The sequence below is a fragment of the Chloroherpetonaceae bacterium genome, assembly GCA_033763895.1.
Lineage (GTDB): Bacteria > Bacteroidota > Chlorobiia > Chlorobiales > Thermochlorobacteraceae > JANRJQ01.
Genome location: JANRJQ010000014.1, coordinates 172102 through 193292 on the forward strand (window position 1 = coordinate 172102; position 21191 = coordinate 193292).

21 protein-coding genes are annotated in these 21191 nt (G+C 42.0%); 5 read left to right on the forward strand and 16 right to left on the reverse strand.

Annotated features, from left to right (window positions below; genetic code table 11):
• Nucleotides 1-73 precede the first annotated feature (73 nt).
• Entirely contained in the window at nt 74-712 is a 639-nt protein-coding gene (locus SFU91_14450; protein MDX2130231.1) for a cysteine hydrolase family protein, read from the forward strand.
• A gap of 65 nt (nt 713-777) precedes the next feature.
• On the opposite strand, the gene atpG is transcribed toward SFU91_14450, so the two are convergent.
• Complete coding sequence (gene atpG / locus SFU91_14455) at nt 778-1659, reverse strand: ATP synthase F1 subunit gamma (GenBank protein MDX2130232.1); 882 nt, start codon at nt 1657-1659, stop codon at nt 778-780.
• Between the two features lies 1 nt (nt 1660).
• Entirely contained in the window at nt 1661-3244 is a 1584-nt protein-coding gene (atpA, locus tag SFU91_14460) for a F0F1 ATP synthase subunit alpha (GenBank protein ID MDX2130233.1), read from the reverse strand.
• Nucleotides 3245-3717: 473 nt separating this feature from the next.
• On the opposite strand from atpA, the gene SFU91_14465 reads away from it, so the two are divergent.
• Complete coding sequence (locus tag SFU91_14465; GenBank protein MDX2130234.1) at nt 3718-4671, forward strand: DegV family protein; 954 nt, start codon at nt 3718-3720, stop codon at nt 4669-4671.
• A 237-nt stretch (nt 4672-4908) separates the two neighbouring features.
• A complete protein-coding gene (locus SFU91_14470; protein MDX2130235.1) occupies nt 4909-6108 on the forward strand; it encodes a M20 family metallopeptidase in 1200 nt (399 codons plus the stop codon).
• A 55-nt stretch (nt 6109-6163) separates the two neighbouring features.
• On the opposite strand, the gene SFU91_14475 is transcribed toward SFU91_14470, so the two are convergent.
• From SFU91_14475 to SFU91_14535, 13 genes are all read right to left on the reverse strand, one after another.
• Complete coding sequence (locus SFU91_14475) at nt 6164-7237, reverse strand: HigA family addiction module antitoxin (GenBank protein ID MDX2130236.1); 1074 nt, start codon at nt 7235-7237, stop codon at nt 6164-6166.
• Between the two features lie 7 nt (nt 7238-7244).
• Complete coding sequence (locus SFU91_14480) at nt 7245-7577, reverse strand: killer suppression protein HigA (protein ID MDX2130237.1); 333 nt, start codon at nt 7575-7577, stop codon at nt 7245-7247.
• Between the two features lie 483 nt (nt 7578-8060).
• Complete coding sequence (locus SFU91_14485; protein ID MDX2130238.1) at nt 8061-8600, reverse strand: toxin-antitoxin system HicB family antitoxin; 540 nt, start codon at nt 8598-8600, stop codon at nt 8061-8063.
• A complete protein-coding gene (locus tag SFU91_14490) occupies nt 8593-8880 on the reverse strand; it encodes a hypothetical protein (GenBank protein ID MDX2130239.1) in 288 nt (95 codons plus the stop codon). The genes SFU91_14485 and SFU91_14490 overlap by 8 nt, the downstream gene beginning before the upstream one ends.
• Nucleotides 8881-9095: 215 nt before the next feature.
• A complete protein-coding gene (locus SFU91_14495) occupies nt 9096-10142 on the reverse strand; it encodes a nucleoid-associated protein (protein MDX2130240.1) in 1047 nt (348 codons plus the stop codon).
• Between the two features lie 184 nt (nt 10143-10326).
• Nucleotides 10327-11259, reverse strand: a complete 933-nt coding sequence (locus SFU91_14500; protein ID MDX2130241.1) for a DUF4292 domain-containing protein — start codon at nt 11257-11259, stop codon at nt 10327-10329.
• Nucleotides 11260-11392: 133 nt separating this feature from the next.
• Nucleotides 11393-12619 (reverse strand): ABC transporter permease, encoded by a 1227-nt coding sequence (locus SFU91_14505; protein MDX2130242.1) that lies wholly within the window; start codon nt 12617-12619, stop codon nt 11393-11395.
• A gap of 109 nt (nt 12620-12728) precedes the next feature.
• Nucleotides 12729-13400, reverse strand: coding sequence for a DUF3226 domain-containing protein (locus tag SFU91_14510; protein MDX2130243.1), 672 nt, complete (start codon nt 13398-13400; stop codon nt 12729-12731).
• Nucleotides 13381-14415 carry an AAA family ATPase gene (locus SFU91_14515; GenBank protein ID MDX2130244.1) on the reverse strand — a complete coding sequence of 345 codons (1035 nt, stop codon included), beginning with the start codon at nt 14413-14415 and terminating at the stop codon, nt 13381-13383. Before SFU91_14515 ends, SFU91_14510 begins: the two co-directional genes overlap by 20 nt.
• Before the next feature lie 48 nt (nt 14416-14463).
• Nucleotides 14464-16167: a SpoIIE family protein phosphatase gene (locus SFU91_14520; protein MDX2130245.1), complete on the reverse strand. Its 1704-nt coding sequence runs from the start codon at nt 16165-16167 to the stop codon at nt 14464-14466.
• Between the two features lie 2 nt (nt 16168-16169).
• Nucleotides 16170-16619, reverse strand: a complete 450-nt coding sequence (locus tag SFU91_14525) for an ATP-binding protein (GenBank protein ID MDX2130246.1) — start codon at nt 16617-16619, stop codon at nt 16170-16172.
• A 28-nt stretch (nt 16620-16647) separates the two neighbouring features.
• Nucleotides 16648-16998, reverse strand: coding sequence for an STAS domain-containing protein (locus SFU91_14530; GenBank protein ID MDX2130247.1), 351 nt, complete (start codon nt 16996-16998; stop codon nt 16648-16650).
• A 297-nt stretch (nt 16999-17295) separates the two neighbouring features.
• Entirely contained in the window at nt 17296-17565 is a 270-nt protein-coding gene (locus SFU91_14535) for a hypothetical protein (GenBank protein ID MDX2130248.1), read from the reverse strand.
• Nucleotides 17566-17939: 374 nt separating this feature from the next.
• On the opposite strand from SFU91_14535, the gene SFU91_14540 reads away from it, so the two are divergent.
• On the forward strand, nt 17940-18731 hold the full coding sequence (locus tag SFU91_14540; GenBank protein ID MDX2130249.1) for a dienelactone hydrolase family protein: 792 nt from the start codon (nt 17940-17942) through the stop codon (nt 18729-18731).
• A 32-nt stretch (nt 18732-18763) separates the two neighbouring features.
• The gene (locus tag SFU91_14545) at nt 18764-19534 is read left to right on the forward strand and encodes a DUF72 domain-containing protein (protein ID MDX2130250.1); all 771 of its coding nucleotides are present in this window, start codon (nt 18764-18766) and stop codon (nt 19532-19534) included.
• 28 nt (nt 19535-19562) lie between these two features.
• Here SFU91_14545 and SFU91_14550 read toward each other — a convergent pair whose 3' ends face one another.
• Entirely contained in the window at nt 19563-20924 is a 1362-nt protein-coding gene (locus tag SFU91_14550) for an ATP-binding protein (protein MDX2130251.1), read from the reverse strand.
• Nucleotides 20925-21191 lie beyond the last annotated feature (267 nt).

Consider the following 21191-nt stretch of genomic DNA (forward strand, 5'->3'; position numbering starts at 1 on the left):
TTATTTTTATTTGTATTCCTTACATATCAGGACGAGGATCATCGACAAGAATTTTCATTTTTCACTTTATTTTATGCGTCTTTTCTTTCTTACTCTCTCCTTGATTTTACTCCCTCATTTTCGATTTGCTTATGCACAGTCTTCTCAAGTACCCAAAAAGGCGCTCATCATCATTGATATTCAAAACGATTACTTTGAAGGCGGCAGTTCAGCTTTGGTGAACCCGCTAAAAGCAAGTGAAAATGCAAAACGCATTTTGGAGTGGTTTCGATCTGAGCGATTCCCTGTTATTCATATCCGACACCTTTCTGCCAACCCGAAATCGAAATCTTTTAATGGCCAATCGTTTGGATCACAAATTCACAACAATGTTGCGCCAAAATCCGATAGCAGTGAAAGAGTAATCATTAAGCATTTTCCCAATAGCTTTCAAGAAACCTCACTTCGCGCCTATCTCAATGAATTGAAAGTAACCGATTTAGTTATTGTTGGGATGATGACTCACATGTGTGTGGAAGCCACGGTACGAGCGGCAAAAGATTTTGGGTTTCAGAATACCGTGATTGCAGATGCTTGCGCAACAAAGGATTTAGAACTCAATGGTGAAAAGATTGCGGCAGAAACCGTTCATAAAGCCTTTCTTGCAGCAATGAATGGGTACTATGCGAAAGTAACATCAACAGATGAATTTCTTCCACCCACAAGACCATAATTGAGGTATCTTTCAGCAAAACAAAAAAGCGAGGGGTTGCCTCGCTTTTTTGTTTACTCATTTATTTACGATTCCTGAAGTGCATTGGCACCACTGACAATTTCAATCAGTTCTTTTGTGATTGTGGCTTGACGCGCACGATTGTATGTAATGGTGAGTGATCGAAGCAGTTCTTTGGCATTGGAGGTTGCCGCATCCATCGCGGTCATTCGTGCTGCTTGTTCAGCCGCATCTGATTCCAAAAGCATACGCCAAATTTCTGTTGTCAATTGTAACGGCGCTAAACCGCCAACAATGGTTTCTGCATCGGGCTCAAAGATATAATCAATCTTTTGCTCCTTCTTTCCGCCGGCAGGTTTCAATGGTAAAAGAATGTCTGTTCGAAGATTCGGAGAAATCGCATTCTTGAATTCATTGTGAATAACGACCACTTTATCCACTTCCCCATTGATGTAAAGTCTTGAAACCGTTTCAGCAATTGCTTTTGCCATTTCGTACTTCAATGCACCGGTAAAGAGGGCGGCATATTTCTCAACAATCGGATACCCACCTTTTGCGAAGTGCTCCGATGCTCTTCGTCCTAAGGTTATCATCTTAAATTTTTTGGCAGCCGAATACGCTGCATACTCTTTATCAATAACTTGATGCGCCACCTTAAACAATGCCGAGTTAAAACTGCCACATAAGCCGCGATCCGAAGAAATCACAATGAAGAGCACATTTTCAACTGATTTTCTTTCAGTCAAAAGTGGAAATCGTGAGGTATCAACCGATTGACTTAATTCAGTCAAAAGTTCACGAAGCTTTTTAGCATAAGGCCTCGCTTGTAACGCGCGCTCTTGAGATTTTCTGAGCTTTGCTGCGGCCACAAGCTTCATCGCTTTGGTCAATTGTTGGGTTGTTTTCACCCCTTTAATCCGCCCTCGGATTTCTCTCAGCGTTGGCATTTTAGTTCAGGTTGTGCTTTGCATTAAACGAACTCAAAAACTCTTTACAAATGTCGTTAAGCTTGGCTTGTGTTTCTTTATCAAGATTTTTTGACTTAGAAATAATTTCCAAAATGTCTTTGTAGCGCATTTCAAGCATCTCAATAAATTCTTGCTCAAAAGTGCGAACATAGTTCATTGGCACAGTATCTAATACGCCTTTAGTACCAATGTAAATTGATATGACTTGCTTTTCGACCGAAACGGGAGAGTATTGATTTTGCTTCAAGATTTCGACGAGGCGAGAGCCGCGTGTGAGCTGTTGCTGCGTGGCCTTATCCAAATCGGCACCAAACTTTGCAAAAGCTTCGAGATTGCGGTATTGCGCAAGGTCTAAACGTAAAGTACCTGCAACCGATTTCATTGCTTTGATTTGTGCTGAACCACCAACACGCGAGACCGAGATACCGACATTAATTGCAGGGCGAATTCCACTATTGAAAAGATTGGACTCCAGATAAATTTGACCGTCGGTAATTGAAATCACATTGGTTGGAATGTAGGCAGAAACATCGCCTGCTTGGGTTTCAATAATCGGAAGCGCAGTCAGCGATCCTCCGCCTTTAACCATCGGACGAATGTCATCAGGAAGATCGTTCATTGCCTGAGCGATTTTATCATCTCGATTGATTTTGGCAGCCCGTTCCAACAAGCGAGAGTGCAAATAGAATACATCTCCGGGATATGCTTCACGTCCCGGCGGACGGCGCAGGAGCAAAGAAACTTGGCGATAAGCCACAGCTTGTTTCGATAGATCATCGTAGATAACAAGCGCATGACGGCCAGTATCGCGGAAAAATTCGCCCAAGGCTGCACCGGCGAAAGGTGCGATAAATTGCATTGGAGCGGGGTCACTTGCGGTTGCAGAAATGACGGTGGTGTATTCCATAGCGCCATACTTTTCAAGCGTTCCCACCACTTGCGCAACGGTTGACCCTTTTTGACCGATGGCCACATAGATACAGTAAACCCCTTGTCCTTTTTGGTTAATAATGGTATCGAGCGCAACGGCGGTTTTACCGGTTTGACGGTCGCCAATAATTAACTCACGTTGTCCGCGGCCGATTGGAATCATTGCATCGATGGCTTTAACACCCGTTTGAAGCGGTTCTTTAACCGGTTCGCGGAACATCACGCCCGGCGCACGGCGTTCAATCGGCATGCGAACGGTGGTTTTGATTTCCCCTTTTCCATCAATCGGTTGACCAAGCGAATTAATGACACGACCAACCATTGCTTCACCGACAGGAATAGATGCCAAAATTTTCGTGCGTTTAACGGTATCGCCTTCGCGAATCAGTTCACTTTCTCCAAAGAGCACGGCACCTACATTATCCTCTTCAAGATTGAGCACCATTCCCATTACGCCGTTTTTAAATTCGATAAGTTCTCCGGCCATAACTTGCGAAAGTCCATAAATACGCGCAATTCCGTCTCCGACTTGCAGAACCGTTCCAACATCATAAACATCGGCCTCGGTATCGAAACCTGAAAGTTGTTTACGTAAAATTGCTGATACTTCGTCGGGTTTAACTGATGTTCCCATAATTGTAAGTCAGTAAATTGATATAATTGATAATAACTTAGAACCCTTCTCAAGACGATCTCAATAACTTGTCAGCACTATTTCTAACAGAATCTTTAGCCTAACAGAATCTTTAGCCTAAACAGTCTTTAGCCGAACAATTTTGGGGATGCTAGAACCGTACTTGATTTAGAAAATAGGGCGCAAAGTTACATAAAACCCTGTAGAAACAAAAGGAATCCCTTTTTAAAACCGATCGAATTTTTCTTGAATGAAACACGGAATGTGTTCGATTTATTCATCGATTTTGAACAATACTACTTTTTTCACTCCATTTAACCGGTTTGCATCGATACTTTGCCTCTGATTTCAATTATTCAAGTTTTTTAACCGATAAGAATTTGTCATTTTTTTTGAGATTAAATCTTATAGATATTGACATTCATAACTTCAAGAGTATTAACTTTGTTTACACTTGGACATAACTGACTGCTATGCGTACCGCGATTCTGACAGATTCAAATTGCGATCTGCCTCAAGATTTACTCTATCAATATGACATTCGTGTCATTCCCACAAAAGTCATTGTGGAAGGTAAAATCCGTTACGACAATTATCACGATTTCGACCGCACCCAATTCTACCAATCTTTGTTAGATGGCAAAAAGTCACCGGACTTAACCATCGAAGCCCCTTCTTCCGAAGAATTTCTCCAGACTTATCGAAAGCTTTGTTTAGACTACGATGTTATTCTCTCCATTCACGAATCCTCTAAATTTGGCGATACTGTGAAGAATGCAAGACAAGGCGCCGTTGATGGATCAGATACTTTCAAGCGGCTTCGGCTTTTGAAAAATATTGGTGCACCGTTTCAGATTCGAATCATTGATTCGAAAAATACTTCCTTGGGGTTAGGACTCTTGGTGCTTCGTGCTGCTGAATTGCTGACTCAGCAAGTTTCTTCAACAAAGCTTGCCAACGAATTGGAAGAACTTGCTGATAAAATTTTTCTCTACCTTATTCCAAATGATTTGGGGTTTCTTCGCAATGCCAAAAAGGGCGTTAAGGTTGGGCTTCTTGGCGCAGGGCTTGCTTCGATTACCGATACGAAACCTGTTTTTGCCGTTCACAGAGGTGAAATTATTCAGATAGAAAAAAAGCGTGGATTTGATGCGGCCATCAACGATGCAATGCAACAAGTGATGAAAAAATTAAGTGAAGAACGCTCTTATGATAAGGTTGGTATTACCTACGGCGGTGAAGCATCGCTTTTGGAAACAATCGAGACCGTCACTGAATTTAGGGTGCAATTGGCCGGAATGGGTTTGGGATCTTTGCTTTCAAATTTGACCCCTCAAGTTGGTATTTTTATGGGCCCGAAGTCTTTGGGGTTATCAATGATTCATAGTGATATCAACATCACTTCTGTTTTTTCAAAACCTACCTGACCAAAAAAAACCGCCTGAGCTCATTTCAGGAATCGCCGCTGCTGCTCCGGCAACTCAACCTACTTTGACACTCAAGCGGATAAAATGAGTCGATAGTTATGAACCATTGTATTTTGTGTTGAGCGATTTAAGATGATGACTTCTGCTAATTAAGCATTTGTTTGCCGTTGAAATGTGCGAAGTATCACACGGCTCTTTTGGGCGCTGTCTTTTTCGATTTTCAAATTTTTCTCTGATATGTCGGTTGATTTAAAACAAGAAATTGCATTGGAGTCGGATGCCCTATTTAATGATGTGGTTCGGCTACGGCGTGATTTTCATCAGCATCCTGAACTTGCTTATGAAGAACACCGCACTTCGGCCATTGTCGCAGAATATTTAGAAGGCCTTGGCATTGAGACGATTCGCGGCGTGGCAAGAACCGGTGTGGTGGGACTATTGAAAGGTACTAAAGAGACAAATGAAAAGCCGAAGCGCGTTGCGCTGCGTGCCGATATGGATGCTTTGCCAATGCCTGAAAAAACCACCCACGCATTTCCTTCGAAATTTGAAAACAAAATGCACGCGTGCGGCCACGATGCACACACGGCTTCACTCTTAGGCGCGGCAACGCTTTTGGCCAAACATCGAGATGATTTTTCTGGCACGGTTCAATTCTTATTCCAACCTGCCGAAGAAGTTTTGCCCGGCGGCGCAAAGCCAATGCTCGAGGCGGGCGTTTTTGATACACCGCCCGACGCCGTTTTTGGCCAACATTGCATTCCACAAATCCCCGCAGGGAAAATTGGATTCTGCCCCGGCCCAATGATGGCGGGCTCGGATGAGCTTTATTTTAAAATCACGGGAACCGGCGGACACGCTTCGGCGCCACATCGCTCGCGTGATCCGATTGTTGCGGCCGTTCAACTCATTACTTCGCTCCAAACCATTATCAGCCGCAATTTTCCACCGGCATCGCCTGCGGTACTTACCATTGCTTCGATTCACGGCGGCAGTGCAACCAATATCATTCCCAATGAAGTAACAATGATGGGCACTTTGCGCACAATGGATGAATCTTTACGGGAAATGGCACACGAGCGGCTTCGGGAGATGACCGAATTTACGGCCAAGGCGATGGGTGTTACGGCAGAGGTGGAAATTCGCCGCGGGTATCCGGCACTTGTGAATGAACGAGACGCAACACATTTTGCGTGGCAAGCCGCGAAGGATTACTTGGGTGAATCCAATGCCATAGCCGCTGAACCGATTATGGGAGCCGAAGATTTCGCGTATTTTCTCCAACGCGCCCGCGGAACATTCTGGCAATTGGGTGTAGGCAATGAATCACGCGGAATTGTGCACAATATTCACTCCTCCCACTTCGATATCGACGAAGAAGCCCTTCGCACGGGCACCGGATTGCTTACCTATGTGGTGCGGCGGTTTTTGTTCTGACATTCTTGGTGAAGGTTCTACTTTTGGCAATGTGGACTTTGGCCATCACAAAGGATTATTCAAACCCTATCACGACTTTAAGGTCATTAAATTTGCTAAAATCCTTGCTTTCATGTTGTAAACGACCCGCCACAATACCCGGAGAAATACGAAGGCTTTTGGCAAAGTCAATTATTCTTGGCTTAGTGAATGGTGTGATTGAAGTAAAGTTTGCCCATTCCTGAGGTGGAATAAGGAAGTCGGCGGCGAAACGGTTTGCCTCAATTTCCTTTTGTGATTCGTTCTCTATGCCTTCCAAAAAGACATCGCGTTTACCGTGTTTCAGAATATGCCCAACTTCGTGGAAGAGCGTGAACCAAAAGTAATCATCGCGCTTACCTCGTAAGCTAAGTTGAATTACAGCTTTCTCAGGTGAAAGCCAATGGGTTGCGCCATAGACGCGGGTTTTTGGCAACGCGGGTGTAAAGACCAATGCTACACCTGCTTCTGCTGAGATTGCCACTAGTCTCTTGGCAAAATCATCATGCATTTCGGGAATGAGTGTTCGCATTTCTTGAATTGCGGATAAAAATCGTTTTTCATCAAACGGTTTTGTGGATTGCTGTTGGGCTAGGTGTCTCCCTTGTTGTAGCCACGTGGTTGTACTATGAAAATGGCTTGTAAAGCTTTTTTGGCGTTTATAATTGACGGCAAATTGATTCCATATATCCACATGTTTTTCTGGATTTGAAATTTGAAAAAATGAAAGTAACTCCTGAATTGACTTTACGGATGCTTTTTTTTCACTAATCCAACCTTGTACATAAAGTTCTTTCAAAGGAAATAGCTTTACCCAATCTTCATAATCAGCTAAACGCTTCGCCTCATTGCGTTTTGCGACACACTCCTGATACTGCCGTTCTCGCTCATTCCAAAATTCGGCTGGTGTTCCTAATACACGTTCAAGGCGTAATGACATTTCTGCTGTAATAGATGCTTTACCATTGATGATTTCATTGATATGTTTTGGTGTAACATCCATACGCTTTGCAAGTTCGGCTTGCGTAAGATTCCTTTCTTGCAATAAGTCGGCAAGCGTTTCACCCGGAAAGCTGACGCTATCGGGTTTATAGGTGTATGTTTTACTCATCGTGTTTTTAGTGATAATCTTCTACTCTAAGAATTTTTACAGTTTGAACGCGTCTCCAATCTAACCCGCCGTCTGTTTTGAGCGGGAGTGGTTCATCACTGCTTTCAAAAATTAGACGCCACCCGCCATCAAGGTCAAGCGCGAGAGTCTTTTGACGGTTGCCGTGCAATTCGTGGCAACGTCCCGGAAGGAAACGCATCGCTTCAAGATTCGGTGCGGCAGATAAGTCATCTAATCTTTTGCGAATCAGTTTCGCTCGCTTATCCCCGAATTCCTTAGTTAATTTTTTTATGCTGTTAAATAGGTCGGCTTTTTTTCCCGATTCAAATATAACTATCATTGAGGAGTATCACTAATTTAATTAACCAAAAAGGTTAAGACAATCGTTCCCATTATTTACGAGCCGAGCGCGGTTTGAAGCTCATCAAGTAGCACTTGAAACTCGGTGCCAAACAGTTTGTATAAATTTCCAAGGGTAATTGAGATATGACCTTTCATCATTTTTATCCATACCATTCTTGATAGCGTTTTTCTAATGTTACTTAATCGCGCATGAGTTTCCGAAAGAGAGTTTTCTTGATTCACCCATTCCCGTAAAGTTTTGGGTTTATGAAGAAGAGTTCATGTAGAATGGTGTTGGATATTAATTTTTTCTAATCTTAAAATAAAGGTGTCATAATTTCAAGATTTATTTTTACGCAATTTTTTTTGGCTTACCTCATTGCATCTTCTTATCGTTAGATCCTCATATAAATGCTCGTAACAATCAAAAAGCCGCCTTGTGGCGGCTTTGCAATTTGAAGTATAGGTTTGATTTTTCAGATTATTGAGAATGAATTTCTTTTTTTGTGTTTAAAACTCGTGAATTTTCTCGAAACCTACCTTTACGGGATAAAGAACGTTCACCTTTTTTATTACTCGTTTGTAAGTCCTTTTCAAGTATCTTTTGAAAATTCTTTACGATGGCTTTTGTTGCAGTCTCAAATCCGCTTACCGCTGCGCTTGATGATAAAAGGCTTACCACAAATTGATTCAAACTCGTGCCTTCTTCTTGGGCTCGTTGCGCTAAACTTCTATGGAGTGTTTTTGGCAAGCGAAGAATGAATTTCCCACTGTATTTTTCTTCATCTTCATTTCTTGGTTCTGGAATGGGTATACCTTTTTCCAAAAATTCTTCAAAGAGCATTTTTTTTGATACTTCAAGTTCTTGAAGTGCCTCTTCAATGGTTGCCCCATCGCCCTGAAAAGCATAGCGCCCTAACTGAGGGATGCAGGCATAAAAACCTCCCCCATCTTCTTGGGTTAAGCGTGATATTTCAATTGGGTAATTAAGACCGAGATAGTAATTGAGTGATTTATTCATTTTCAAGTTGATATTTGCGGTATAGCTCAATTGCTATTAGAATTTGTTTAATGTAGAATGGCTTTACCTTGTTGCCTTTTACAGGAATTAAAAATGTGCCTTTGGGCGCAAAGTGTGGATTCTGTTTCAACGCTGGATGCGAAATTATATATCGATGAGAAGTCCCCTCTCTAATTTTAGTATCTGGGAAAAAACGAAAAAGCACCGACTTAACCTCGTTTGTTGGAACAGGTTGATTTGAATTTTTCCATTTTTCAAGTGTTTTTTCAACTTTGGACATTTACACAGGGAATTGAATTAAAATACTACGGGTAGTATCAATTTCCAAGAAATCGATATTCTCATTTTGGGGCTCGAAGTTGCTCTTTACACCTCTGCCAACTTCTTACACGATAGAATTGAAAGAGATGAGTCTTTGAAATCGAGATAAAAATTCAGTGATTTTTATAAATCAAAAAAGCCGCCTTGCGGCGGCTTTTCATTCCCGTTGGAAGCTTAGGTTTCCTCTTCGTAATAAATCTTGTAGAACTTGCGGCCATCCTTTTCTTTGCCCTGCACAATGAGCTCTTTGCTTCCGCCCAAAATGTGAATCTGAAAATTTTTATCAAGCTTAATCACCCGCTTAAAAATCTTGGCTTCTCGCTTCACCGCATCTTCCGAGATATCGAAGGTATCGACAGCCTCGAGTTCGCGGCGCTCGCGATATTCTTCGTCATATTTGCGGAAAGATTTAATGATTTCCGGCTCTTGAAACACATCCTTTTCGAAGGTTCGCTTCGTGAAGGTATCGCGGTTTTTGAAGTAATCAACCGTGCGGTTTAAGATTTCAATCTGCTCCGATTTTGGAAGTTCCAATTCCGCCGCAAGCTTTTTGGTCACAAAGTTTTTGGTGAGCGCAAAAATTTCTTTGGTTTGATGGTACTCGTCGCTGCGAGGCTTAAGCTGAAGGAAGGTATCTCGCCAGTATTGAGCTTCAAAGGCTTTATTGGATTTATCGACGATACAGACTTTATAGCCAAGGTCGGCGTCACTTTCAAAAATGAGGCAGCCTTTATCGAGCTTATCAATTGCGATTCCATCGTCGTAATGAAGTTGAAAGTCATTCGATTTTGAGTTGAGCTTTAAGAACGGCTGCCTGTTTTCAGATTTGAAAATACCGATGGCATCGGTGACTTCATTTTCCATCACAATGTTTGTGAAGTGCGCCACAAAAAGGTCTCCGGGCTTAATCTGCGGGTGGGTAGAAAGCTCGTAAAGATGCTTTGCCACATTGATTGAACTGCGATGAAAGGGTTTCCCTTCAAACATTTGAGAGGTAAATGTATAAATCGGATTGAGCTTGAAGTCGCCGTTGGTGAAGGTGAAGGCATAAACCTCGAGGTCGCTGAATGAGGAGAGAAAGTATTGCATTAAAAGTTCTTTCAAGCGCTCATCCGTCACTTCAAGCGAATTCGCGGAAAGCTGCAATTCTTCACCATTCGTTTTACTTCCGATATGATGAACGGAGACACTTTTTAACGTGCACTTTGAGTAATCAATCATAGTATTATTAGAACTTAGCCTTTAAGAATAAATGTTGCAGGTTGCACTACGGCAGGTTTTTTCTCACAAGGAGATTTCTCAATATGTCAAATTTTTGGGAATTGAATTGTGAAAAATTGCTTTGATGAAACAGTATTACGCTCCATTTTTTTCATCATTTTTTCACCAAAAACAGTACATTTTATTATTTATGTCCAGTTTCGTTAGGCTGTTGAATCATCTGGTTAAGCAAATAAACCTTGGCTTTCTTTGGCATCTTAAAAGTGAAACGAATCTCGGCAGGGTTTAAGTTTCTTTTTTGATATTGAAAGGTAAGGCGTCTTTCATTTCCCAATGAATCAGCCAGCGCTCTTGAAAGGAAGGTAATTTCTTTCGGTAGGGTTACGGTTCCTTCTCCAAGAATTTCCGATTGAAACCGAGAGAAAAAGACGCCGGTAAATATGCCTTTGATGCTGTCGCTTCGGGCAATGCTTTCTAGGGTGCCGCTCGCTGAATCAACCACAATTTCCTCACGAGCTCCACCTTGATTTTTGAAGAGATAAACAATTTTTCCGGTGGTGTTGATGACATCCGTCAACGAATCAAGTGCTGACTCCGGGTCAGGTAAACCCAGAAAGAGATTGATGATAGATTCAAACTCCGCGTCAATTCCGCTAACCGCGCGAAGGTTTTCAGGTTTGTTTTCACCAATAAAAACCGATGATTGAAACGGGACATAAACAAAAGCGCTATCAGGTCGAAGAAGCATATCAAAGGCTGTGAAGCCAAACATCACACTGCCTAAAAGTTGAACGGCTTTTCCACGCTCAAGCACCACCCTACACGATACACTTTGATTCATTTCAGGCGAGCGAATCGCAAGCGTCCCTTCCCCGGAAAGTGAGTGAATTAGTAAACTTTTTCCTCTGAGCGTTTGATAAAGTGAATCAGAATAAAGGCTGCGTCCGGTATGAATGACATTCGAAACATGTTTCTCTATCAAAATCCGTTCTGCTTCTGACTTGACCGATTCCTTTTCGCCACAAGCACTAAAAAGTAAAATCGCAAAAAATGCAAGAAGCCCAAATAGCAAATGCAGTCGTTTACTGAATATTAAATGAAGAGCTAATTCAATCATGAATGAAGGTTTTGAAAGGCATTTCTGAAAGTTACCTATTTCTTCGGCGGCATTCAAGTCGCTTGATTTCCCAATAAAAAACGGGGCAAATTGCCCCGCTTAAAAAAATCATGTCTTGCCAAAATTCTTGAGTTTATTCGAATCGAAGTGCTTCAATCGGGTCAAGAGCGGCAGCTTTGTATGCAGGGTAGCTGCCAAATCCGATACCAATCAGTGAACACACAAAGAGCCCAATGAATGCCCAATCCCACGGGAAAATAGCCGTAGCACTCATTTGCGCCGCAATCACATTGCCAAGAAGTGCACCGAGCAGAATCCCCAATAAGCCACCAAGCTCCGAGATTACCACAGATTCAATTAAAAATTGAATGAGAATCGATTGGCGTTTTGCGCCGATTGACTTTCGGATTCCAATTTCTTTTGTACGCTCAGTAACGCTGACGAGCATAATGTTCATAATTCCAATGCCTGCGGTAATCAATGCGATAAAGCTGATTACAAAGGCACCGGCGCGGATGACGTCGGCAATTTCATTGAAAGACTTGACAAGTGATTCATTGGCATAAAGTTCAAAGTCATTATCCTGATGCGCTTGCAAGCCACGCACAAGCCTCATCGCGCCTTGCGCGCGATCCATCGTTTTTTGATAGGTTTCTTGAGACGATGCTTGAACAGCGATATTAACCGTACGGTTATTTTTGCCAAAGTCGGCAAAGAATCGCGTGATCGGAACTAAAGATAGATCATCTTCACTCCCGCCAAAAGCTTGCCCTTTTGCAGCAAGCACACCCACCACGGTGTACACTTTCCCATTCAGCTTGATGCGCTCGCCCAAAGCCGATTGGTTAGGAAACAGCTTTTTCCGTACTTCTTGACCAATCACCGCGACACTGCGCATGTACTGAACATCTTCTTCAGTTAAATTTCTGCCTTCGATGACATTATGCTGATTGACAAAGAGAAAGTGTTTGTTGGTCCCAACAATCGTTTGATTCGCATTGGTTTTATAATTCCCATAGCTTGCAACACGCCCGCCATCAAACGACTTTAAACAAACACCCGCTGTTTGTTCTTCAATCATCTCTCTGAAACGCTCGGCTTGTTCAAGCGTGATGTTTCTGCGGTTATCGAGATCATCACGGTTTGAAAAACTCATCGCGGGGTATTTCGCAATTTGGAATGTATTTGTTCCCAAAAAAGCGAGACCTGAAGTAATTGAGTTCTGAAGGGCACCGATAACAGTCATAACCCCAATAACAGAGAAAACGCCGACTGTGATGCCGAACATTGTCAGCCCCGAGCGCAATTTATTTGCTTTGAGCGAACTGACCGACATTTGAAAAATTTCTTGAACCCTCATTGTGGCTGTGCGAATGAATATTTAAAAGACTGCTGACCAAAAGAGGAGTGATGCGTGGTAGGTTTCCTTACGAAGGAAGGAAAAGATGGTTTCTCAATTAAGAAAGATTTTACGAAATGGATGCGGGGAGAACTTCGTCTTCGAAAAGAGTTTTAAGCCAGTTGATATAACCATTCGCTGAACTTAAATCGAGTAATTGAGGATAATTTTTAATACTCTTTCCCATTGGCATCCCTGATTCTTCTTGCCAAGCAAGCCAAGTAAGAACTAAGGCTTTCGTTCTTTTGGTGTAACGATTTAATTTTTCCTTTTCTAATCTATCCAATGCTTCATTGATTGGTCTAATTAAATCGTCCTTTTTGGGAATAAAGCCAAGAAAAAAATCCTCTAATTCCCCCTCCGTATTATTATCGGGCATAATCCATATACCTATCTTTTTACTTTTATTGCTTTCGATATACGCTTTACCGTTTGGCCAACCTTCAAGCACAAACCCATATTTTTCAAGAATTTCTTTTATTCTTACCCATTTCTTGGAAATGTTGGTATCGGCGTCTAATACAACACCTAATTTTTGGTATGTTCCGGCTTTTAAGCGTGTCTCTAAATTGGATAAAATTTTGGGATATCCGTCGCATACATGTATATAAAAACAATCGGGAAGTGCGGCTTGATCGGCAAGTTCGCCTGTTAAATAAAGATCGTCGTTACCTTCTACAAGTAAGGGATTTAAATTTTCTAGATGTTTTGTTCTGGTTTTTCTATCGGAGCTCGATATCATGACTTATGGCAACTTCAATATTTTCCAAATTAAAATCTACACATTCTATTTTAACCCCATCATTCTTTAGTTTAAGTATTTGGCCACGTTCCGCATAAGTTTCATTTAGTAGTAACGAACCAAAACTCTTAATTACATCATTGCTGTGCGTAGTGGCGAATACTTGAATATTCAGTTTTTCAGATAAATGAAAAATCACTTCCCACATTTTTTCCATTACCGAATAATGCAGTCCGTTTTCAATTTCATCTATCAGGAATATTCCATCTTTGCAATTGAGCATTGCAAGGATGATTTGAAGCAATCGATTCATCCCATCTCCCATCATTCGAAGCGGGGTTCTGTCGATATCTCCCTTCTTTAAAACGGTGGAAATTCTTTTGGTCTCACTTTCGCCTTTAACGAATCGAAATTTTTCTATCGGGGTGATAATCGATAATGCAGAAATCAATTCATCCTCTGTTTGTGTGCCATCGATATTATCCCAATAGGCATTAAATTTTTCATTATTCCCAAAATCATAAGAATCGATGATTATTACATTCCCCCACTTTAGTTCATTTTGAGAATTATTCGGGAGGTCAAAGACTTCTTTACCTTCTGACATCATTCTCATTTTAGGGGGACTGCTTTTTTGATATTTATGCGTATTAATTTTTACTCCCTTCCCGTTTCTTGAAGAAGTAAATACAATATTAAATGTATGTGGGTCTTCATATTCCCCTGCTTTTACTTCAACATTCTCTATCGAATCATTCGTAAATGAGAAATTGTTTCTAAGATACTTTAGTGCCTTTTGCATTTCTTTTACTGAAGCACCAAACATTCCATTCCTTTTTCTTAAAATAAATGCAATAAGTTCTGGACTAAAATCGTTTTGATACAATAAAATTGCTTCAAGCAGGGTGGTCTTTCCGGTATTATTTTTTCCTGTTAGGAGATTGACGCGGGATAGTTTCTCAATCTTAAAATTGTTGAGAATTCGGTAATTGGAGATATAAAAAGAGTTCAGCATAGTCTCTATTGAAATTGGTTGTGACGCATCGCTACGCCTTAAAGATGCTCAATTTCCAACCTTTACGCAAATGGCAGTAATGTCGTCAATTTGTTTTCCGGGTGGTTGGAAGGCACGAACGGCATCAATGACACGATTCAAGATGGAAAGGGCGGTTTCATCTCGAGTGGCTTTTAAAAGTTCAAGGAGTCGGGTTGGTTCAAAGAGTTCTTTCGAGGCATTTTCTGCTTCCGTGATTCCATCGGTATAAAGAAAAAGTACTTCGCTGCGTTCAAGTTTTGTTTTTTGACTCTCGTAGGTAATTTTAGGCACCACACCCAATATTACCCCACCGGCGGTAAGTGATTTCACCTCTCCTTGCTGAGTGATTACATAGGGCGGATTATGCCCGGCATTTACGGAGTGAAAAATGCGGGTTTCCAAATCTAAAATGCCACCAAAAAACGTGATGAATTTATCGGCAGGGGTGTTTTCGTATATAATGTTATTAATATTGGCGATAGTTCCCGCAAGGTCAAATGACTTTACTTGAAACGGTTGCATATAGGCTTTTATGGAGGCTTGCAAATTTGCCATCAATAGCGCTGCGGGCGTGCCTTTGCCGGTGACATCAGCGATACCGATAAAAATATGGCGGTCATCAAGCTTGATGATATCGTAGTAATCGCCGCCAACTTGAAGCGAGGGGATATTTACCGCCGCGATTTCTACGCCCCTGAACTTCGGTAACTCCTTCGGCAGCAGCATTGCTTGAATTTCTCTTGCAACCTGCAATTCCTTTTCAATCACTTCTTTTTCGAGTGCTTCTGCAAATAACCGTGATTGCTCGATTGTCGTCGCGGCTTGCGAAACTGCAAGGAAAAGAAAATCAAGATCAGAATCGGAAAAGGATTGATCGCTGAATTTTCCACTGCTGAGAATCACGCCCAAATTCTTCGTGCTTCCGCGCATCGGTATTGCGATAACAAAACCCGCGTTTACCAATTCCGGATATTTTTCCTTTGACAGTTTTTCGGGTAACGAGAGATTTAAAAGCGATTGAAGTTCAGACTTTGGGATATGTTCAATACTCAATCCACCACGCGTAAGTTCAACCACCAAATTTCCATCTTCTTCTCTTAATGCCACCATTCCGCGAATCATCATTTGTCCCGAAACCGCATTAAATAGCATTTTCAGAAGCTCTTCGCGAGGCATATTTGGCGAGTAATTTTTTGCCTGTTCAAACAGCGTTTTCAATTTTTGTACTGAAAGATCAAGGCTGCGATTAACCCGTTCCATTTCATCAATTCGATCAGCATTATCAATGGCTATTGCTGCAAGTGAGGCCAATGTGCCAATGAAATCGCGTTCGGCTTCGCTAAACTCCGATTTGTTTAATTTTTTTCCGAGGGCGATAAAGCCAATCATCCGCTTTTGTGAAGCAATAGGAACAAGGAGATTCAGGTCAAATTGAATTCCAAACGCTTCAAGGTCGGTAAAGTTTTGTGGCGCTCCGGTTAGTCCGCGGGAAGAAGCAAGATGATAAATATCAATGAGATCTTCACCGGTGGAAAATGTAATAATCGCGGCTTTTGAGACTAAAAACTTCCCCATAGCGGTTCGCAAAATATGGGAAAGGATAAATTCAAGGTTAAGAGAGGCATTGAGGATTTTGCTGGTTTCGAGGAGGGAATTGAGGTCTAAGGTCCCGAGTGCTTCGGTGGATTTATCCAACGCAGAGAGAGGTGATGGTGCTCCCGATTCGGGCATAGTCAGCGTAAAATTTTGGTCAAGATAAGGCGGTTTGAACCGGCATCGGTTTGATAATGGATTTCATCCATTACCATTCGGATTATCTTGATTCCAAGTCCACCCTTTTTATGCTCCCGCTCAATATAGTCTTTCATATCCGGTATTTTATGTGTGAGGATATCATAGCTTTTACCATTATCATCTATAAGAACGGTGAAACGGCGTTCGGAGCCAAGCGCGGTTTTGATAATGCTGATTTTGAGATCTTCATTGCTGTCTTGATTATACGCGTGGCGAATAATATTGGAGCACGCTTCATCCACAGCGAGTTGGATTTTATTGCAATCAATATCGGAAAAGCCGAAGCGCCCCGCTGCTTGCGCAATAAAAGCGCGGATGGCCTGCAATTCTTCAAGGCGGCTATGTACCGTCAAAGAATCCAATAGCTCTTCGTTTAATCCGTTCGACATTGTTAAAAAAATCTCCTTACAAGTTGTATTAAGGGGTTGGGGCATTAAATTTTTCAACAGCTTCTTGCTCTTCCTTAAAAATCTCATAGAGCAAAGGAAAGCCCAAGAGATCAAATACTTGAAAAATTTTATCTGACATATTTGAAAATTTGATATCGCCGCCCTCTGCACGTACATCATCAATAAATGCCATAAACACTCCCAAGCCGGCGCTAGAGATGTAACTAAGTTTTGCGCAGTTGATTATGATATGAACGCGTTTCTTTTCAATTTGCTCCTGAATTGTTCGCTCTAATTGCACCGACGTGTGAGCGTCCAATTCGCCAATAAGATCAATGGCGGAGGTTTTTCCCAGTTCTCTGACTAAAGTGCTAAACATCGCTGAAATGGTTTCAAAATCCTGTTAAGAGTGTTGGTGCTTTAACTTCCTTACTTCAAAAATTGCTCTTAACACTACGGCAAACTTTCGATTACTTATTTGTTATGCGAGCCTTTGAAGAAAGTGTTTCGAAAATCTAGGGGGCTTAAATCGCTCCCGTAGAAATTAACTACAAGCAAATAATATAAGAAGGTTATGCCCTTCTTTGAAAATTCGCTTGTTAAACTTGTATATAAAAAAATAGCAAGGCATTAGGCCTTGCTTTAATTCTAATCGAAAAACCTTTATCTCAAATTTTCATCCACAACGAAAATTAGGCGGTTCAGGATAGTACATTTGAAGCGCATATAGCGCATTCATAACCTCGCGACGCTCATCTTCAGTGAGATTTTCTTGCGACTGCTTACCGTATGTTGCAATCGTTTGTTGAAGCTCGTCATACTGGGCTTTACAGCCCATTTCCAAACATTTCCATTGAGGAAATGCATGAACACAAGTTGGCTTGACCGCCGAAAAATCTATTCGCTTTTCTGTATTTCGTTTCAGTGCCGTTTCTTCCGTTTTCATCTTTTTATCTCCTTACTTATGTTATTCAATTCAACATAATTTTTCAGGGATTCACCTTCGCACGGCCTACTGTATTGAAAAACCAAAAAAAACGGAATTTTCAAATTGCGAAACAACGGTGACACAAACCCTTGGTTGTACCACAAATGATAAGTGTGCCGACTCTTTGTCTTCACCACTTATTTAATTTTCTTGTTATCAACTTACCTCATTCGTATTCCATTTCCAAGTGAAATCTTTCCTGTTTCCCTTTAGAAATAAGCCTTTATGGACGATTTCTTTTTCTTTCAAATCCTTTTTTTGAATCGAATTTTTTGATCGTCAAACCCTTGTATATTTATCTTTTGAATTCTTTATCATCAACTCAAATTTTTATGATTCATCGTTTATCCTATCGTTTAAATGTCCTCGGTTCCCTACTTCTTTTGGTTATGCTGTTTTGCGGATCGCTTTTTTCTCAATCGAAGTCTAGCAAGGTTGAGTCAAAGGGAGTGACTTATAATTCAGGTAATGAGAAGGTTTCTGGATATTTTTCTAAACCTAAAAGCAAGGGTACTTTCCCCGGTGTGATTATGATTCACGAATGGTGGGGATTGAACGACTGGGTGAAGGCAATGGCCGATTCCTTGGCCGCTGAAGGCTATGCGGTGCTTGCGGTAGATCTCTACCGCGGTAAAGTTGGAAAGACCCGCGAAGAAGCTACCGAACTTATGCAAGGCACCCCGAAAGACCGCGTTAGTGCTGATTTAAGCGCTGCATATGCATTCCTTAACACCCTGCCAGAAACCAAAGGAAGGAAAATTGGAAGTGTAGGCTGGTGTATGGGTGGCGGCTATTCTCTAACTGCCGCGAATTTGCTGGGTGAAAAACTTTCTGCTTGCATTATATGCTACGGCCGTGTAACCACCGAAAGCGGATTTCTTAAGCCTGTTGCAGCACCGGTTTTGGGAATTTTTGGCGGTAAAGATCGCGGTATTCCGGTTGACTCCGTCAAGGCGTTTGCAGCTGCACTCAATGCAAGCGGAAGAAGTGCCGAGCTCGCCGTGTATGACTCAAGCGGCCACGCCTTTATGAACCCCAATAATGAACGCGGTTACAATGCTACCGATGCAAATGATGCTTGGAGCAAAACACTCACCTTTTTTGCAACTCGGCTTAAGAAGTAAGGCGAAGTTACCTTGTATTTTTGATGAGCGATATGTTTTCGAAACAACTCTATATCGGCACTTCCACGTGGAGTCAAAGCGATTGGGTGGGGAATTATTACCCACCCAATGCGAAACCCGCCGATTACCTTGTTCATTACACAAAAGGCTTTCGGACGGTTGAAGTGGACTCAACCTTTTATGCCATTCCGCGCCCACAAATTGTTCAAGGCTGGTATTCAAAAACACCTTCCGATTTTCGATTTTGCGCCAAGCTTCCTCAAAGAATCACACATGAGAAACTATTGCTTGATGTGAAGGATGACCTTCTTCATTTTTTGAATGTCATCTCAGAACTGCGCGAGAAATTACTGGCTATACTGATTCAATTTCCGCCGTCCTTTGCCGCTTCGCTTGAAACCGTTGAGGAGATGAAAGCTTTTCTTTTTCAGCTTCCGCCATCCATTCGATTTTCGCTTGAAGTTCGCCATCCCTCGTGGCTGCGTGAAAAATTTTATGAGCGGCTTTCGAAACACAATGTGGCACTTACTTTAACCGATCAACCGGCAATGAATCAAATGGGTGAACCACTTTGGGTTGAAACCGCCGATTTCCTTTACCTGCGTTGGCTTGGGAATCGGAAGCTCATTCATGAACCATTTAACAAAGTGGTGCTCAATAAGGATGCGGATTTGCGGCAGTGGGCGCAAAAAGTAAAAGCAACGAAGATTCAGACCGTGATGGGGTATTTCAATAATCACTTTTCGGGGCATTCACCTACATCGGCAAAGGAATTCATCTCCTATCTCGAATCGCCGGAGTAATTCAATCTCTTGCCCAAGCTGAGCAATCTTAAAATTCAATTCGAAAAATGGTTGTCCGGTGGTTCGAACGTGATAAAGAGAAAACTGCACCGTGCGCGGTAAGGATTTCTTGAACCAGCATCAAGCCAAGCCCTTGCCCCTTTTCTTTGGTGCTAAAGAACGGGGTGAACAGATTTTCTTCAACGCCTTTTGGAAATCCCTCGCCGTTATCTTCAATGGTGACGATGGATTTTGAGTTGCTTTCATTTTTTTCTCCAAATACTCTGATTAAAACAAATGCGCCGCTCATTGTTTCAATTTCGTTTTTTTGGAGTGGAACAGAGGCAGCTTCAATGGCATTTTTCATCACATTGATAAAAACTTGTTCAAGTTGTGCACGGTCGCCATTGATGGTTAATGACCCCTTTTCAAACTCCAAGCCCATTGCCACACCAGCGTTTTCGGCGGTTTCATGAAAAAGCTTGCACACGCTGCCGATCAAATCGGCCAAATTCACCGGCTGCATTTGAGGCGGTGGCAACCGAACGATGCTTGCATAACTTTCCATAAAACTGCTCAGAGCATTTAATCGACTGATTGCGACGCGTAACGCTTTTTCAAAATCATTCCGATCATCTTCTCCCAACTGAGGTGAATAATTAAGACACGAGTGCAAGAGTGAGCGCGTTGCACCGGTCGTGTTATTGACTTCGTGCGAGAGCATCCGAATGACTTTTTCATACGCTTGCTTTTCGAATTGACGAAGTTCTTTGGTGATCTCTTCGATTTGAATGAACGCTCGGCGAAATCCCTGATCGATAAATTCACTTTTGGTGACTTTGTACTTTCGATTTCCGGATAAAGCAAGAATTTCGGGTGAGCCGATTTTTAATCGGGTGAGTTGTTTACAAAAATCTTGCAATGCCTCCTGCACAAGTGATTCCAAGGTTTTCCCTTTGTAGTAGTTATCAGATATTTGGAAAAGCGTTTTGGCTTTTGGGTTTAGAAGTAAAAGGCGGTAATCGAAATCGTAGAGAATAATTGCGGCCGGCGAGGCGTGAATAAGTTTAGAAAGGAGCGCCGCTTGCTCGTTGGTGCGAAGCCGTTCGTCGCGTAAGCGGGTGATCATTGTGTTATAGACTTCAATGATGGCATCATACTCACTTTGGCCAATCGGGCGAAGGGTAGAGGAGAAGTCGCTTTCGCGAAGGAGATCGGCTCCGTTTTTGAGAAGCGTTATCGGAGCTTGTAGCCGATAGAAAATGGCAACGGTTGCTGAAAGTGATAGTGCGATAAAGCCTTCAACGGCCAGCATCCACACGCGGTTTTCGGCGAGAAGCCAATATGCTGTGCCTCCAAACGCGATGTGAATGACAACGAGGTAGATGATGATGATAAGTCGTAATGGCATAGAGCAAATGCTGGTTTATCCAAAGCCGAGATTTATATCCACAAAATAAGAAACGGGCGTGAAGGCGTGTAGAATTTGGAAGAGGTTTTGAATCAAATATAGTGGTTTAGGGAATTTCCAATGAAGGTGATGAAGCTCGAAGACTTACGTAAAATCGCTTTGTCGCGATTTGGCCTACAAAACTTATTATTAAAACAATGATTGTAGTGAGGTTGAATGCATAAAAAATCAATAACCACAATTTAGCAATACTCCTCGTAGCGGTTC

Excerpts from the sequence above, each read along its gene's own strand:
- SFU91_14450 (MDX2130231.1), top strand. The coding sequence starts at position 74 with ATGCGTCTTTTCTTTCTTACTCTCTCCTTGATTTTACTCCCTCATTTT.
- atpG (MDX2130232.1), bottom strand. The coding sequence starts at position 1,659 with ATGCCAACGCTGAGAGAAATCCGAGGGCGGATTAAAGGGGTGAAAACA.
- atpA (MDX2130233.1), bottom strand. The coding sequence starts at position 3,244 with ATGGGAACATCAGTTAAACCCGACGAAGTATCAGCAATTTTACGTAAA.
- SFU91_14465 (MDX2130234.1), top strand. The coding sequence starts at position 3,718 with ATGCGTACCGCGATTCTGACAGATTCAAATTGCGATCTGCCTCAAGAT.
- SFU91_14470 (MDX2130235.1), top strand. The coding sequence starts at position 4,909 with ATGTCGGTTGATTTAAAACAAGAAATTGCATTGGAGTCGGATGCCCTA.
- SFU91_14475 (MDX2130236.1), bottom strand. The coding sequence starts at position 7,237 with ATGAGTAAAACATACACCTATAAACCCGATAGCGTCAGCTTTCCGGGT.
- SFU91_14480 (MDX2130237.1), bottom strand. The coding sequence starts at position 7,577 with ATGATAGTTATATTTGAATCGGGAAAAAAAGCCGACCTATTTAACAGC.
- SFU91_14485 (MDX2130238.1), bottom strand. The coding sequence starts at position 8,600 with ATGAATAAATCACTCAATTACTATCTCGGTCTTAATTACCCAATTGAA.
- SFU91_14490 (MDX2130239.1), bottom strand. The coding sequence starts at position 8,880 with ATGTCCAAAGTTGAAAAAACACTTGAAAAATGGAAAAATTCAAATCAA.
- SFU91_14495 (MDX2130240.1), bottom strand. The coding sequence starts at position 10,142 with ATGATTGATTACTCAAAGTGCACGTTAAAAAGTGTCTCCGTTCATCAT.
- SFU91_14500 (MDX2130241.1), bottom strand. The coding sequence starts at position 11,259 with ATGATTGAATTAGCTCTTCATTTAATATTCAGTAAACGACTGCATTTG.
- SFU91_14505 (MDX2130242.1), bottom strand. The coding sequence starts at position 12,619 with ATGAGGGTTCAAGAAATTTTTCAAATGTCGGTCAGTTCGCTCAAAGCA.
- SFU91_14510 (MDX2130243.1), bottom strand. The coding sequence starts at position 13,400 with ATGATATCGAGCTCCGATAGAAAAACCAGAACAAAACATCTAGAAAAT.
- SFU91_14515 (MDX2130244.1), bottom strand. The coding sequence starts at position 14,415 with ATGCTGAACTCTTTTTATATCTCCAATTACCGAATTCTCAACAATTTT.
- SFU91_14520 (MDX2130245.1), bottom strand. The coding sequence starts at position 16,167 with ATGCCCGAATCGGGAGCACCATCACCTCTCTCTGCGTTGGATAAATCC.
- SFU91_14525 (MDX2130246.1), bottom strand. The coding sequence starts at position 16,619 with ATGTCGAACGGATTAAACGAAGAGCTATTGGATTCTTTGACGGTACAT.
- SFU91_14530 (MDX2130247.1), bottom strand. The coding sequence starts at position 16,998 with ATGTTTAGCACTTTAGTCAGAGAACTGGGAAAAACCTCCGCCATTGAT.
- SFU91_14535 (MDX2130248.1), bottom strand. The coding sequence starts at position 17,565 with ATGAAAACGGAAGAAACGGCACTGAAACGAAATACAGAAAAGCGAATA.
- SFU91_14540 (MDX2130249.1), top strand. The coding sequence starts at position 17,940 with ATGATTCATCGTTTATCCTATCGTTTAAATGTCCTCGGTTCCCTACTT.
- SFU91_14545 (MDX2130250.1), top strand. The coding sequence starts at position 18,764 with ATGTTTTCGAAACAACTCTATATCGGCACTTCCACGTGGAGTCAAAGC.
- SFU91_14550 (MDX2130251.1), bottom strand. The coding sequence starts at position 20,924 with ATGCCATTACGACTTATCATCATCATCTACCTCGTTGTCATTCACATC.